The sequence below is a fragment of the Alkalihalobacillus bogoriensis ATCC BAA-922 genome, assembly GCF_000621445.1.
Classification (GTDB): domain Bacteria; phylum Bacillota; class Bacilli; order Bacillales; family Bacillaceae_F; genus Bacillus_AO; species Bacillus_AO bogoriense.
Genome location: NZ_KK211277.1, coordinates 154,420 through 169,185 on the forward strand (window position 1 = coordinate 154,420; position 14,766 = coordinate 169,185).

Annotated in this window: 17 protein-coding genes; all 17 read right to left on the minus strand. The window is 37.5% G+C overall.

Annotated features, from left to right (window positions below; translation table 11 throughout):
- Positions 1–46: 46 nt before the first annotated feature.
- The 17 genes from T323_RS0116505 to flhA all read right to left on the minus strand — a co-directional run bounded on the left by T323_RS0116505 (position 47) and on the right by flhA (position 14,752).
- On the minus strand, positions 47–841 hold the full coding sequence (locus T323_RS0116505) for a phosphatidate cytidylyltransferase (RefSeq protein ID WP_026674252.1): 795 nt from the start codon (positions 839–841) through the stop codon (positions 47–49).
- Positions 842–856: 15 nt separating this feature from the next.
- Positions 857–1,621 carry an undecaprenyl pyrophosphate synthase gene (gene uppS, locus T323_RS0116510; protein ID WP_026674253.1) on the minus strand — a complete coding sequence of 255 codons (765 nt, stop codon included), beginning with the start codon at positions 1,619–1,621 and terminating at the stop codon, positions 857–859.
- Between the two features lie 121 nt (positions 1,622–1,742).
- Complete coding sequence (frr, locus tag T323_RS0116515; protein ID WP_026674254.1) at positions 1,743–2,300, minus strand: ribosome recycling factor; 558 nt, start codon at positions 2,298–2,300, stop codon at positions 1,743–1,745.
- On the minus strand, positions 2,300–3,022 hold the full coding sequence (gene pyrH / locus T323_RS0116520; RefSeq protein ID WP_026674255.1) for a UMP kinase: 723 nt from the start codon (positions 3,020–3,022) through the stop codon (positions 2,300–2,302). Before pyrH ends, frr begins: the two co-directional genes overlap by 1 nt.
- A gap of 109 nt (positions 3,023–3,131) precedes the next feature.
- Entirely contained in the window at positions 3,132–4,016 is an 885-nt protein-coding gene (gene tsf / locus T323_RS0116525; RefSeq protein ID WP_026674256.1) for a translation elongation factor Ts, read from the minus strand.
- A gap of 96 nt (positions 4,017–4,112) precedes the next feature.
- The gene (rpsB, locus tag T323_RS0116530) at positions 4,113–4,841 is read right to left on the minus strand and encodes a 30S ribosomal protein S2 (protein ID WP_026674257.1); all 729 of its coding nucleotides are present in this window, start codon (positions 4,839–4,841) and stop codon (positions 4,113–4,115) included.
- 156 nt (positions 4,842–4,997) lie between these two features.
- Positions 4,998–5,477 carry a DUF6115 domain-containing protein gene (locus T323_RS0116535; RefSeq protein ID WP_026674258.1) on the minus strand — a complete coding sequence of 160 codons (480 nt, stop codon included), beginning with the start codon at positions 5,475–5,477 and terminating at the stop codon, positions 4,998–5,000.
- Between the two features lie 12 nt (positions 5,478–5,489).
- Positions 5,490–5,792: a hypothetical protein gene (locus tag T323_RS0116540; protein WP_026674259.1), complete on the minus strand. Its 303-nt coding sequence runs from the start codon at positions 5,790–5,792 to the stop codon at positions 5,490–5,492.
- 46 nt (positions 5,793–5,838) lie between these two features.
- Positions 5,839–7,239, minus strand: a complete 1,401-nt coding sequence (locus T323_RS0116545; RefSeq protein WP_026674260.1) for a flagellar assembly protein A — start codon at positions 7,237–7,239, stop codon at positions 5,839–5,841.
- A gap of 64 nt (positions 7,240–7,303) precedes the next feature.
- Positions 7,304–8,068 (minus strand): FliA/WhiG family RNA polymerase sigma factor, encoded by a 765-nt coding sequence (locus tag T323_RS0116550; protein WP_245613742.1) that lies wholly within the window; start codon positions 8,066–8,068, stop codon positions 7,304–7,306.
- Positions 8,068–8,397, minus strand: a complete 330-nt coding sequence (locus T323_RS26985; RefSeq protein ID WP_035179067.1) for a hypothetical protein — start codon at positions 8,395–8,397, stop codon at positions 8,068–8,070. Before T323_RS26985 ends, T323_RS0116550 begins: the two co-directional genes overlap by 1 nt.
- Positions 8,397–8,885: a chemotaxis protein CheD gene (locus T323_RS0116560; protein ID WP_026674262.1), complete on the minus strand. Its 489-nt coding sequence runs from the start codon at positions 8,883–8,885 to the stop codon at positions 8,397–8,399. Before T323_RS0116560 ends, T323_RS26985 begins: the two co-directional genes overlap by 1 nt.
- Positions 8,869–9,516 (minus strand): chemotaxis protein CheC, encoded by a 648-nt coding sequence (locus T323_RS0116565; protein WP_026674263.1) that lies wholly within the window; start codon positions 9,514–9,516, stop codon positions 8,869–8,871. Before T323_RS0116565 ends, T323_RS0116560 begins: the two co-directional genes overlap by 17 nt.
- 32 nt (positions 9,517–9,548) lie before the next feature.
- Positions 9,549–10,628 carry a protein-glutamate methylesterase/protein-glutamine glutaminase gene (locus T323_RS0116570; protein WP_035179071.1) on the minus strand — a complete coding sequence of 360 codons (1,080 nt, stop codon included), beginning with the start codon at positions 10,626–10,628 and terminating at the stop codon, positions 9,549–9,551.
- Between the two features lie 65 nt (positions 10,629–10,693).
- Positions 10,694–11,554, minus strand: a complete 861-nt coding sequence (locus T323_RS0116575) for a MinD/ParA family protein (RefSeq protein WP_026674265.1) — start codon at positions 11,552–11,554, stop codon at positions 10,694–10,696.
- Positions 11,547–12,713: a flagellar biosynthesis GTPase FlhF gene (gene flhF, locus T323_RS0116580; RefSeq protein ID WP_026674266.1), complete on the minus strand. Its 1,167-nt coding sequence runs from the start codon at positions 12,711–12,713 to the stop codon at positions 11,547–11,549. Before flhF ends, T323_RS0116575 begins: the two co-directional genes overlap by 8 nt.
- The gene (gene flhA / locus T323_RS0116585; RefSeq protein WP_026674267.1) at positions 12,710–14,752 is read right to left on the minus strand and encodes a flagellar biosynthesis protein FlhA; all 2,043 of its coding nucleotides are present in this window, start codon (positions 14,750–14,752) and stop codon (positions 12,710–12,712) included. The genes flhF and flhA overlap by 4 nt, the downstream gene beginning before the upstream one ends.
- Positions 14,753–14,766: the final 14 nt, after the last annotated feature.

The following is a 14,766-nucleotide window of genomic DNA, read 5'->3' on the forward strand; positions in this document are numbered from 1 at the left end:
GGTTTCCACCCTCTGCTTATAAATATTACACTATGTATATCTATGCTTATATTAGTTGTAATAAATGTAGAATTGGCATGACATAAATCAAACTATCAAAACGATCTAATATACCGCCATGACCTGGTAATAATTTTCCTGAGTCTTTTACAGCATAATGTCGTTTTAATGCTGATTCAACTAAATCCCCTAGTTGCCCAAACACAGAAGTAATCACAATGACAAAAACAAGTAAAAACACTGAATCAAATAAAGGGAAAATAAATTGAAAAGCAACCCCTACAAGAAATGCAAAGGCGACCCCACCTAAAAACCCTTCAACGGTCTTCTTCGGGCTAATATCTGGCCAAAGTTTATGTTTTCCAATGGCCCTTCCAACAAAATATGCCCCTGAATCAGTAGACCAAATGATAAACAATACGAAAAACACGAGGGCAAGTCCATTTTCTGCGGCTCTTGTCATAATTAAATAATGGAAACCAAATCCAACGTACACTGTTGATAAAATAACAAATCCAGCTTCATCAAATGTAAAAGAATTTTTTGTTATGACGGTAACCATTAATAAAAGTAAAATCATAAAAATAAAAATTTCCACTTTCGATACATGAGTAATAAAAGTCATATCAACCCAATGTGTTGGTACTAACAATAGCCACATTAAAAATAAGCTTAATAATCCGATGGATGAAAGCGGTGAAATCTTTTTCATTTTCAATAATTCAATCATGGCAACAGACGCAACAAAAATAATAAATAACGTAAATGGAAAGCCACCTATAATCGTTAAGCCAATAATTAAAGCAGCACCTAAAACGCCTGTTATAACTCTTTTCTTCAAATCGATTCCTCCTTCCTAGACGCCACCGTATCGACGAGCACGTTGTTGATACATATGAATGGCCTCCATAAAGTGCTTTTCTGAAAAATCAGGCCATAGTACATCCGTAAAGCAAAATTCGCTGTAGGCTAACTGCCATAGCATAAAATTACTCAGCCTCATTTCGCCACTAGTACGGATTAACAAATCAGGGTCTGGAAGTTCTTTCGTCATTAAATAAGAAGCAATAACAGACTCATCAATACTTTCATGAGAAATAACCCCTGCCTCCACATCTTTTGCAATCGATTGAACAGCATCAATAATCTCTGCTCGACTTCCATAATTTAAGGCAAAATTTAAGATTAACCCCGTATTTTGCTTTGTCTGTTCGATTGCTGTATCTACAGCTCTTAACGTATGTTCTGGTAAATTCTCCCGTCTTCCCATTAATTGAACCTTTACATTTTGCTCAACTAATTTCGGCAGTTCTTTATCCAAATAAAGTTCTGGTAACTTCATCAGAAATTCAACCTCTGGTTTTGGACGTTTCCAATTTTCTGTTGAAAATGCATATAAAGTTAATACTTTCACTCCAATGTCATTTGCTTTTTTAACAATTTTATTAACTACTTTCATTCCTTCACGGTGTCCTGCCACGCGTGGAAGCCCTTTTTGTTTTGCCCATCGACCATTCCCATCCATGATGATTGCTACATGATGTGGGATACTCATACTCTCATTTTCTTTAGGGACATTTGGTACTTTGTCTTTTTTCCAGCTCGTAAACTTTTCAAACATTTTTGTTCCTCCACGATTTTACCTAGAACGAAATTGATTTTTATATTTCATGAGTTAGTAGTAAAAAAACCCCCTTGTACTAGAGGGTCTATTCCATTATTCTATTTTACCGTGAAAGTGATTATACTTCCATGATTTCTTTTTCTTTCTTAGAGGCAACATTATCTACTTCTGTAATATGTTGATCTGTAACTTTTTGAACATCATCAGTTGCACGGCGTAATTCGTCTTCTGTCATTTCACCGTCTTTTTGGAGTTTTTTCAGATCATCATTTGTGTCACGGCGAATATTGCGGACAGCTACTTTTGCTTCTTCCGCATACTTTTTCACTAATTTTACTAATTCTTTTCTTCGTTCTTCCGTAAGTGGAGGAATAGTTATCCGAATAATTGTTCCATCATTTGATGGCGTTAAGCCTAAATCCGCCATTTGGATCGCACGTTCGATATCACTCATCGCTGATTTATCAAACGGTTGAATAACAAGAAGTCTCGCTTCAGGAACGGAGATTGTCGCTAACTGGTTTAGCGGTGTTGGTGCACCATAATATTCGACTGTTACTTTATCAAGGATCGCAGGTGTTGCACGGCCTGCACGTAAAGTCGCAAACTCACGGTTTAGTGCTTCGATTGCTTTTTTCATTCTTGCTTCGGCATCTTTTAACAATTCTTTTGACATTAAGATTTCCCCCTAACTACTGTTCCAATTTCTTCACCTAACACGGCCCTCTTAATATTTCCTTCTTCCATAATTGAGAATACTATGAGCGGTATATTATTGTCCATACATAATGAAGAAGCTGTTGTATCCATCACAGCGAGTCCTTCTTTTAACACATCTAAATAGGTAATGGATTGATATTTTTTTGCATTTGCATCAACAGACGGGTCAGCGCTGTATACACCATCAACTTTATTTTTAGCCATTAAAATGACTTCTGCTTCAATTTCAGCAGCCCGCAGTGCAGCGGTTGTGTCTGTTGAGAAATAAGGGTTACCAGTTCCTGCTGCAAAAATAACAACTCGTTTCTTTTCTAAATGACGAATGGCTCTTCTACGAATATACGGTTCAGCTACTTGTCTCATTTCAATTGAAGTTTGTACACGAGATTGTACATCTAAGTTTTCTAGACTATCTTGAAGTGCAAGTGAGTTCATGACAGTGGCTAACATTCCCATATAATCGGCTGTTGCACGGTCCATCCCTTTTGCGCTACCTGCCATTCCACGCCAAATATTTCCACCGCCAACAACAACGGCTACTTCCACTTCTAATTCTACAATTTCTTTAATTTGTGATGCAATGGACTGAATGACAACTGGGTCAATTCCGTATCCTAACTCTCCTGCTAACGCTTCTCCACTTAGTTTTAAGACAACTCGATTATATTTCTTGCTCATCGCAACCTCCATTTACCATTCTATGATCCTGTTATGTAAGCGGGTTATTTCTATAGTGCTTTTTTAAAAAGAGGGAACACGTTGTGCTCCCTTGTTATCCTTTAATTCATTATTTCTTTACTTGAGACATTACTTCTTCAGCAAAGTTATCTTCACGTTTTTCCATACCTTCGCCAACTTCATAACGAACAAATGATTTCACTTCTCCGCCTTTGTTTTGAACGTATTTGCCAACCTTTTGATCACCATCTTTAACAAATGGTTGGTCAACTAAACATACTTGTTCGAAAAATTTACTTAAACGGCCTTCTACCATTTTTTCAACAATGTTTGCTGGCTTTCCTTCGTTTAATGCTTGTTGTTTTAATACTTCACGCTCACGGTCAACTTCATCAGCTGGAACACCATCACGATTAACATAAACTGGTTTGATCGCTGCAATGTGCATCGCTACATCTTTAGCAAGCTCTTCGTCAGTATTTCCAGCAATGACTGTTAATACACCAATTCTTCCACCCATGTGAAGGTAAGAACCAAATGCATCGTTATCAGTTTTTTCAACAACTTCAAAACGACGTAATGAAATTTTCTCACCGATTTTTGCAATTTGGCCTTTAATGTATTCTTCCACTGACGTTGAACCACCTTGGAAAGGTTGTGCCAAAGCATCTTCAACTGTTGCTGGATTTTGCTCAAGAACATGTTTCGCTAAATCAGCTACTAAGTTTTTAAAGTTTTCGTTTTTAGCAACGAAATCAGTTTCTGAGTTAACTTCTACAATCACCGCTTTATTCCCATTTTGTTCAACATAAGAAAGACCTTCTGCTGCAACACGGTCTGCTTTTTTCGCTGCACTTGCAATTCCTTTTTCACGTAAGAAATCAACTGCTTTTTCCATGTCACCATTTGTTTCAGTTAGTGCTTTTTTGCAGTCCATCATCCCTGCACCTGTTTTTTCACGTAACTCTTTTACCATACTTGCTGTAACTGCCATTTTTATTTCCTCCTTTAGTTTATATGTATTATTTTCGTGTAAAAAAGAGTGATAAAAGGGCAACCCCCTTTACCACCCTTGTGTGAGCAAATGAAATTATACGTTTGCTTCTTCTTCTGGAGCTTCCTCAACTTGCTGCTCTTCAGCAGAAGTTGCTTCAATGATAGCATCTGCCATTTTTCCAGTAAGAAGCTTCACAGCACGGATTGCATCATCATTACCAGGAATTACATAATCAACTTCGTCAGGATCACAGTTTGTATCAACAATTGCAACGATTGGAATGTTTAATTTACGAGCTTCCGCAATCGCAATACGCTCTTTGCGTGGGTCAATAACAAATAATGCATCAGGAATTGATTTCATGTCTTTAATACCGCCTAAGAATTTTTCTAGACGATCCATTTCCTTTTTAAGAAGAATAACTTCTTTTTTAGGAAGGACATCAAATGTACCATCTTCTTGCATTTTTTCAAGTTGCTTTAATCGAGCAATTCGCTTTTGAATTGTCTCAAAGTTTGTTAATGTACCACCTAACCAACGTTGATTAATGAAGTATCCACCACAACGAGCTGCTTCCTCTTTAACAGAGTCTTGCGCTTGCTTTTTTGTTCCTACAAAAAGAACTTTTCCGCCATCTTGCGCAATTTCTCTGATGAAATTGTAAGCTTCCTCAACTTTTTTGACTGTTTTTTGTAAGTCAATGATATAAATTCCGTTTCTTTCTGTGAAGATGTAGCGATCCATTTTTGGGTTCCAACGACGAGTTTGATGTCCGAAGTGTACCCCTGCTTCTAGTAATTGTTTCATGGAAATTACTGCCACACCCAACACCTCCTTTTGGTTTTTTTGTCCTCCGCTCTCCTCATCTTTAAGTAAGACTACAATGAGCACCATTACTTAAATTAGAAAGCGTGTGTGATTTAACACCGTGAATTAATATACCATACTGAAAAAAGGATAGCAAGTAACAAACGACAATTATTGATTAAATTTTAACATTAACTCTACTTCCACTTTACCTAATTGTAGTTTTTTCGCTATTTCTTCCGCTTTCCAACCTTGCTTTGCAAGAGCAAGAACTTTTGCTGTATCCGACTGGTCGTAGATTTCCTCTTGCTTCACTTCCTCTACAACCGGTGGTGTATAATCTTCATAGCTTGCTTTAGTCGATGGTGGGACAACTCGAGTCAGAGTTTGTTGCTTATATACATTATGATCATATGATGGCGTTATCATTTCTGAATCTCGAGTCGACACGGCTCGTAATTGCTGTGCCAATTTCTCATTTTCTTCCTTCATCTCTGTTGTATATGCAATAAGTAAATCTTCAATTTCTTGTTTAACTTTTTCACTGTCGATTGGGGATTCTTTTGCGTTTATTTTTTGAATTAAGGTTATAATCCATAGTATTGTAAATAAATGGACAATAAAACTAATTGTTAATAAATATGCTGTCATGTCTACACTCCTCTACCCTGAAAAATCAATAAATTGTCCTTTAAAAGGATGAGAAGCCTTCGTTTTTTCCTGTTCTTTTTTCTTTTTGTTCTCCTTCTTCTTTCCGCTATCATTAGAGCCTTCGCCGTTATTCGAAGCTTTCGCACTTTCATCTGATTGGTTCACTTGGTGGCGTTTTTGATCCGCTTCTTTTTTCGTCTCTTGGCTAATGACATCTTGAGCAACTTGCCCTCGCTGTTGCAATTGCTCTTGAATCTTTCCAGCATCTTGCGTTCTTGGAACTCCTATCTGGACTTCTACTGGTCTTATACTCATACGCTCACACCTCTAATTCGAGAATAAAGAGCTCATTAAGAGAACACTACATAGGAAGAAGTTTAATTTCTCCGTCGACCAATGCGAATTTAACATATTGGTGAGGCGACTTTATTTTTCTGCGATATTTTCCGAATGTTACAGACACATTTGGAAATATCGTCTTTTTCACTGTGAGTGTCCCAAACTCATTATCTTCTTTGTTCTCTATCATGTCTTCTAGCTCTTCTTTAGCATCCTGTAATGTTTGCTCCGTTTGCACAATTGTATTCCGAACTCGCAGCTTCATAATCCGCTCATTCGGTGCTAATGCTATTCCTGCCTTTTCTTTTGCCGCGAAAGCATTAAGGAGCTTTTCTAATTTTTCTAATTCATCAGACGCCTTCTTCACTGCCTCTTGCAATGTTTTTTCTTTTTCAAGAGTGGTTTGGTCGACACCGATAAATAGGGCTGTTTTTGAATGCATTGAATTGCCAATTTCTACAGCATGAATACCTTTTGCTGCTGACAATTGACCACCAACAATACTTCCTTTTCCTTTTTCACAAAAAATAGTTCCCCCAACAGAACAGCGACTATGTAATATCGCTTGACCAACATGTAGATCCCCACCAACATTTACATTAGCCTGATTAACAAATGTTGTATGCAAGTCTTGTCCTGCTTTTATATTACCACTATCTTGCGCAACAATACCAGCTGTCACAAAAATGGAACCACCAGCTTCGAGAATGGCTCCCTCAACCGTCCCATAAATGCGAATATCGCCTTTTGCACTTACGCTAAAGCCAGTCGGAACATTTCCTCGGATCGTAACATTTCCCACAAAGGAAATATTTCCAGTTTTCATGTTGACGTCACCATTGACTTCATAATTGGGATAAACATGGATCAACTTTTTTTCTACTGAGACTTGTCCATCAACAAGTGAAAAAAGTTTGAGCCCATCCTCACTTATTCTAGTATTTTTGCCAGGTCTAATTTGAATATCTTTTCCTGGTTTTTGCTCAACTTTTTCTCCTAGCACATTCATTCCTGGGATACCAGCGGTTGCTTCGATTTTTTCCCCTACTAAATCGCCTTCAGACACAGTAGGTATGTCAATTACTTGTTTTAAATCAACCGTTTGATTTCCAAGTACTTGTTCTTTCTGTTCTGTCTTCAACTGAACCGGTAGCAGATAGGCTTTTTCCCCATTTATAGGGGGCTTTCCTTCTGCTACAACGATAGGTAAGCTATTCGTCTGTGGATCTTCAATATAAGAAATAACTTGTTGTTCCTGTACTCCATAAACTACACCTTGCTCTTTTATAAACTCAAGAAGTTGCTCTACTGTCGTCGCGTTTTCTGTTTCAAGCTCATCTTCTTTTCGCGTTTTTTCCACAAGTGTAGCGGTCATCCCATCTTTTGTTATTTGAATGTCATATCGTTCAGATACGTCTCCCATTTGCCTCAAACCCTTTCTTGTCCATTGGCCTGCAATAATTTTATAAAAAACTACTGCTTGCCCTCTACTTCGATAATGCTTGTTGTAACCGGAACAAGGCTTTAGAGTGAATTTGGGATATTCTAGATGTAGACAACTCCATGACTTGTCCAATTTCTGTTAAGGTTAATTCTTCAAAATAGAACAATGTAACGACAAGTTGCTCTTTATCATTTAAGCTTGAAATCACATCAGCAACTTCTTTTTTCATCGCTTCAAACATAATCGATTCTTCTGGTGTTTTTGTTTGTGTATCAACAATCGTTGCTGTATACGTTTCTTCACGCTCAGAATCATTTGTTTGCTCATCCATTGATAATAAATTTGCATGGAAGCTCTCAGAAATGATTTGTACGACGTCATCTTCTGATAGTCCTAGCTCTTTTGCAACTTCAGATGCTTGGACGAATCGACCATGTTCTTGCTCTAATTTTTCAATTGTTGCATCGACCTTTTTCGCTTTTTCACGTAATGACCTCGGTAACCAATCTTCTTTGCGCAACCCATCAATGATAGCCCCACGAATTCGAAATGAAGCATAGGTATCGAATTTCAAGTCTCTTTTCGTATCAAACTTTTCTAGAGCATCATATAGGCCAAGCATCCCGTGACTCATTAAGTCTTCTCTATTTACATTTCGAGGTAATCCGACAGAAATCCTGCTTACATGATAAGTAACAAGAGGCATATAAATCCGAATGAGGGAATCCGCTGCTTCCGGACAACGGTCTTCGATCCATTTATCCCAAATCTGTTCTTCCTCGGTACGTGTCATTGTATTAGCCACCATTATACCTCCTCATCCTCAAGTAAGTCTTTAATATATTGTGCAGTTGCTTCTTCATCTATAGACGGATTCATTGAAATTTCTTGTTCTTTTTCTTCCACACTTCCAAAATCTATTGTTGCGCTCGTTTCTTCTAGTGCCGTTTGTTTATTCGTCAAAGTTACATACCCCCAAATAAATCGAAATAGGAACGTGATTAAAAAGAAACCAACTCCAGCAATTGTGGCCCGAATAACAGACGTTTGCATTAAATTTTGTGTGATAGAACTAGTAAAAACAATAATAAATGCTATCAGAGCAATATAGACGTTTAAAACAATAGATCCATACATTATATTTCTTTTACTCCTAGATTCACTGTCCGAACCATTAATTTTTTCGTAATCGGATTAAATTCAATTGTTCGACCACTGTTTCCTCCAACATCTTCCGCTAAGATCGTAATACTAAGCTGTTGGAGTTGTTTTTTTACCGCTTCTACATTCCGTGGACCTATTCGCATCAAATCAGAAGTAGAGGAAAATTGAAACATCTGTGCCCCACCGGCTATTTTAGACTTTAACAACCTTTTATTCACACCTTCTCTTTCAAGCCTTGAAACAAGTTCAATGATCGCTGTATCTGCATATTTTGCAATATTAACCGTCCCCGCTTTTCCTTGAGTCGAGTCCGGCAGCATAATATGGGCCATTCCAGATACATTCGTATATTCATCATAAATAATGACTCCTACACACGAGCCTAATCCAGCTGTTCGAATGGTATTCGGCGGCTTAGCGATATTTAAATCGGCCATTCCGACTTTAATTATATTCGTCATCAACATCGACACCTAATGAATTGAATATTTGCGAAAAGGAATCCGGGTCTGGAAGCAAGAAAAAATGGCCGTTGGAGTGTTCTGACTTCCTATTTAATTCTGTTATTTCTGTATCAATCACAATCGCATAATCCCCAATTTGGGAAAATTCAATAAGTCCGTAACTTAATATGGCTCCTGCCATATCAATACTTAAGGCTGGCACTGACGGCTGTAAATTCAACTTCGTGAAATCGGAAAGAGCTGATAAATAAGACCCAGCCAAAATATTGCCAACTTCCTGTAAAGCCGATAAGCCGATTTCTTCATATGGCGGATTTGATAACTGAAATGTATCATTACCTATTAATCTACGAATCAATTGTTCTGCTTCACCAATCGGGACCAAAAAAAACATATTTCCTGGCGCATCACCTTCCAACCGTAAAAAAATCGCTGCTACTACAGTATCTGTTCCCCCTACTAACTCCGTTATTTCTTGAAACGATACGATACGTACAGAAGGCACTTTCATTTCTATAAATTTATTAAGTAATTTGGATAATGCTGTTGCTGCATTTCCTGCACCAATATTTCCTACCTCTTTAAGTACATCTAAATGATAGGGTGTAATTTTTTCGATAAAACTCATTGTTCTCCCCTCACCTTACATTCAAATTTTCCTTATGCAAACGCGTTAATTTTCGCTGCGATATCCGCTAAATTAACGACTTCGTCGACATTTTTTGAAAGAATTGCTGCTTTAGGCATTCCAAACACAATCGATGTTTCTTCTGATTCCGCCACTGCATAACAGTTGCCGCTCTTTTTTAACTCGTGCAATCCTTCTGTTCCATCCGATCCCATTCCCGTCATGATAACTGCCATTTTCGTAAGATGAGGAATTGTTGCTAATGATTCATACATGACATCAACAGAGGGACGATGGCCACGGCGAACATCAGACTCATCAAGTACAATTGAAATCGTTGAACCTTTCTTTTGAAGCTTTAAATGTTTCCCCCCTGGAGCAATATAAGCACTCCCATTTTGGAGGATATCATGATGCTCTGCTTCTTTTACTGAAATACTTGATAACGAATTTAATCGAGTTGCTAATGATTTTGTAAATCCAGCTGGCATATGTTGCACAATTAAAATCGGAGCAGCGATATTCGCTTTTATTTCTTTTAATACTTGTTGTAATGCTTTTGGACCACCTGTCGATGTACCGATGGCAATGATTTTTTGTGTTCCTGACTGGAATGTTTCCAGCTGTTGTTTCACTTGGGCAGATGACACTTCAACTTTCGGTCGACTCTTTGAAATATTAGATTTTGTCAATCGTTTCATATCAATTGTAGACGCAAGGATGACTTTTTCAATCAACACATTTTTTATCTTGTGTAAATCTAATGAGATTGATCCTGATGTTTTCGTAATAAAATCAACTGCTCCCAAATCCATTGCAAGTAACGTGTTTTCAGCACCCGCTTTCGTCGTACTGCTGACCATAACAACAGGTAACGGATGTTTTCTCATAATTTCCCTTAATGTTGCTAACCCGTCCATGACTGGCATTTCAACATCGAGAGTCATGACATCTGGTTGATGTTCTACCATTTTCTTTAAAGCGTCCGCTCCATTACGGGCCGTCGATACAACAGTAATTCTTGAATCTTCCTCTAACAAATCTGAAATCAGTTTTCTCATAAATGCCGAATCATCTACAACGAGTACTTTAATTGCTTTTGTCACATGCATCCCCTAACTTTCTGTAGTCCGTATTCGTTCAGTTTGTGTTATAAAGTATAGGAAAGACTTTCTATTTACCCTTTTGTAAGGAAACCTTTTAATTTAGATATAAACGATGGAAACAATACCGCTTCTTTTGTTGTTTGTGTACCGATATAGGAAGCAACAATATTCGTAATCGCTTGACTTGGTTTTGAACGTGGGTCAAATAACAAGAATGGTTGCTGATGTTTGACAGCTTTCACTACAACTTTATCATTTGGAATCGTACCAAGAACGGAAATTTCTTTTTGTAAAAACTGTTTTGCGACTCTTTTTAAGTTCTCAGCGGTACTTTCCCCTTCACTTACTGATTCAGAACGATTAACAAGAAGCGAACAAGGCATAGATTGATCTTGCAGATGCATAAACTTAAGCATCGCATACGCATCAGTAATTGAAGTTGGTTCAGGTGTTGTTACTACTATCGCTTCATTGGCGGCTAAAATGTATTGAATGCTGTCTTCTGATACACCAGCCCCCATATCAAACAAGATATAGTCGTATTTTTTATAAAGTCCCTCAAGTTGTGAAATAAATCGATCGTACTTTTCCGAAGTCAGTTTAAATAATTTGGTAAAACCTGAACCTCCAGATACAAATGAAATGCCTTCTGGTCCTGTTTCAATAATGTCCCAAATGGTCAATTCATTTTCAATCATATCGACGATGTTATAGCGAGAAGAAACTCCCATTAAAATATCAACATTAGCCATCCCAATATCTAAGTCAAACAACACTACTTTTTTTCCAGCTTTCGCGAGTCCTATGGCGAAGTTCAATGAAAAATTTGATTTTCCTACTCCACCTTTCCCACTTACAATGGAAATTACTTTTGTGTCTTCTATGTCAGTGCTATCCATTAGTTTTCTTAAGCTTTGTGCTTGATCAGTCATGTTCATTTCCCTCTAGTATGGCATTAATTATTGTGTCTGAATCAGCTTCCACAATGTCATCAGGTACATTTTGACCTGTCGTTATATAAGCTACACCGACATGATAATCGTGAATCATATTCAACATTGCACCATAATAAGACGTCTCATCTTTCTTTGTAAAAATCAATTTTTGAATAGAAATTAAAGAAAATTGTTCGAAAATTGATTTCATATCCTTATATTTCGAGGTGAGCGCTAATACTAAATACGTCTCCATCTCATCATTAAAATCAATAATTTTACGAATTTCTTCTACATATAAGGAATTTCTGAAATTTCGTCCTGCACTATCTACCAACACTAAATCGTAGGCTGAAAATTGTTCTTTTGCTTTTCGAAAATCCTCAATGGAATAAGCTACTTCAAAAGGAATATTTAAAATCTTTGAGTAAGTTTTTAATTGCTCTACTGCTGCAATACGATACGTATCTGTCGTAATTAAAGCTACTTTCTTATGCTTTTTTAAGAGGCTATGTGCTGCTATTTTCGCTATCGTTGTTGTTTTCCCTACTCCTGTTGGTCCAACAACATTAATATATTTTTTACTAAAATCGATTCCACCCATATCAACATCGGTTAACATCGTTTCAAAATAAGCTTTTACTTCTTTTTTAAGATCAAGTTTTTCTGCTTCTTCTTTTTCAGTGGAATACCACTTCTTTAGTAAATGTTTCATTAGTTCTAATCGAATTGGTTTACTAACTTCTTGTTCAAGTAATTGGTCTTCCATTTGTTGGAACGGTTCCGGGTATTCTTTTTCTGATGGCTGCTGTTGATTGCTTATCGTATGAACCAACGTTTTTAATTGTTGTATTTCTTTCATCAGCTGTTCCTGGTCTTGGCCTGGCTTTTGTTTTTCGAATCTTTCTTTAGGCAACACCGGTTCGATTTCTTGTTTAATCATTTTGGGTTGAATCGGTTTAGGAGCTGGACGTTTGACTTGCGGCATCTGATCGATAGCCGCAATCACCTCAATGCTTTTTTTTGTGAAAAAGCCAAACAGTCCCCCGGTTTCCACTTCTTTCGAATTTAAAATAACAGCATCATGCCCTAATTCAGCTCGTATTTGTTTCATTGCCTCTGGCATAGAAGCTGCTGTATATTTCTTTACCTTCATTCCACATTCACCACCCCTACACTTTGAACCTCAATCGATGGGTCCAGTTCGTTATATGAAAGAATTGGAACAGTAGGCAATACTCTTTCCGTCAATTGTCTCACATACATTCGAACTGCTGGTGAGCATAACAGAATTGGGATTTGTCCCATTTGCGATAAACGTTCCATTTCATTTGATATTGATTGCAGGATAAGCTGAGAATCATTTGGATCCATGGATAAGTAATTCCCATGCTCTGTTTGTTGCACCGCATCGGCAATTCGCTTTTCAGCCACTCCACTTAATGTCACAACATATAACGGTTCACTTGGAGACGCATATTGCTTAGAAATTTGTCTTGCTAACGCTTGTCTCACATATTCTGTGACAAGGTCCATGTCTTTTGTCATTTGTCCATAATCAGCCAACGTTTCAAAAATAACTGGTAAATTACGAATTGACACATTTTCTTTTAATAAATTTGCCAGCACTTTTTGAATTTCTCCGATTGAAAGCGGGCTCGGTGTAACATCTTCTACTAATGTAGGATACGATTCTTTTAAATGGTCAACGAGCTGTTTCGTTTCTTGTCGACCTAATAATTCAAACGCGTGCTTTTTAATTGTTTCTGTTAAATGGGTTGATACTACAGACGGAGGGTCAACAACCGTATATCCAGATAACTCCGCTTGTTCTTTCATATCTTCCCCAATCCATATGGCTGGTAATCCAAATGCCGGCTCATACGTATCAATACCGACGATCGATTCATCATCAATTCCTGGACTCATCGCCATATAATGGTCAAGTAACAACTCTCCTTTTGCAATTTCATTTCCTTTAATTTTTATCGTATATTCATTCGGCTGTAATTGAATATTGTCCCGAATCCGAATTACAGGGACAACCATTCCTAGTTCTAATGCTAACTGTCGGCGAATCATAACAACACGGTCTAATAAGTCTCCACCTTGATTTGCATCCGCTAGCGGAATTAATCCATATCCAAACTCAAACTCAATCGGATCGATTTGCAATAGATTAATTACACTTTCCGGTGACCTTAATTCGTCCTTATCATTAGATTCATCTGTTGCCGCCGCTTCCTCGGTTAACAGTTGTTTTTTCTCTGTTCGTCCCATATTCCAAGCCGCATACAAAATCAATAATGCGATTGGGAATGTAACAAGGGGTGTGATCGGTGTAGCCACTCCTAAGAAAATGATTGTTCCACCAGCTACATATAACATTTTAGGATATGCTAATAATTGTTTCGTAATATCATGACCAAGATTTCCTTCAGATGCTGCACGTGTTACGATAATCCCTGTTGCAGTTGAGATTAATAGCGCTGGAATTTGACTGACAAGTCCATCTCCTACTGTTAACAGTGTATAGGTCGTCGCTGCATCACCCATGGACATGCCTTGTTGCATCATTCCGATAATTAAACCAAACAAAAGGTTAATCATAACAATAACAATACCTGCAATGGCATCTCCTTTTACGAATTTACTCGCACCATCCATTGCTCCGTAAAAGTCTGCTTCTTTTTCAATTTTTTCACGGCGTTCCTTCGCTTCAATATCCGATATCATACCTGCATTTAAATCAGCATCGATACTCATTTGTTTACCAGGCATAGCATCTAATGTAAAACGCGCTCCTACTTCAGATACACGTTCTGACCCTTTTGTAATAACGATAAATTGAATAATGATTAGAATTAAGAAAACAACAAACCCGACAAGTGCATTCCCTCCAACAACGAAGGAACCGAATGTATCAATAACATTCCCCGCTTCCGCGTTTCCTAAAATCGAACGTGTCGTCGAAACGTTCAATCCAAGTCGAAATAACGTAACAAGTAATAACAATGTTGGGAAGATGGAAAACTGTAACGGTTCTCTCGTATTCATCGCAACAAGGATAATCAATAAAGCTAACGAAATATTAATGATTATCAAAAAGTCGAGCATTAACGGTGGAAGTGGAATTATCAACATGATAATGATGAGTATAACTCCTAATAAAACCGACAAATCTCTAATAGGCACTAGAACCTCTCTCC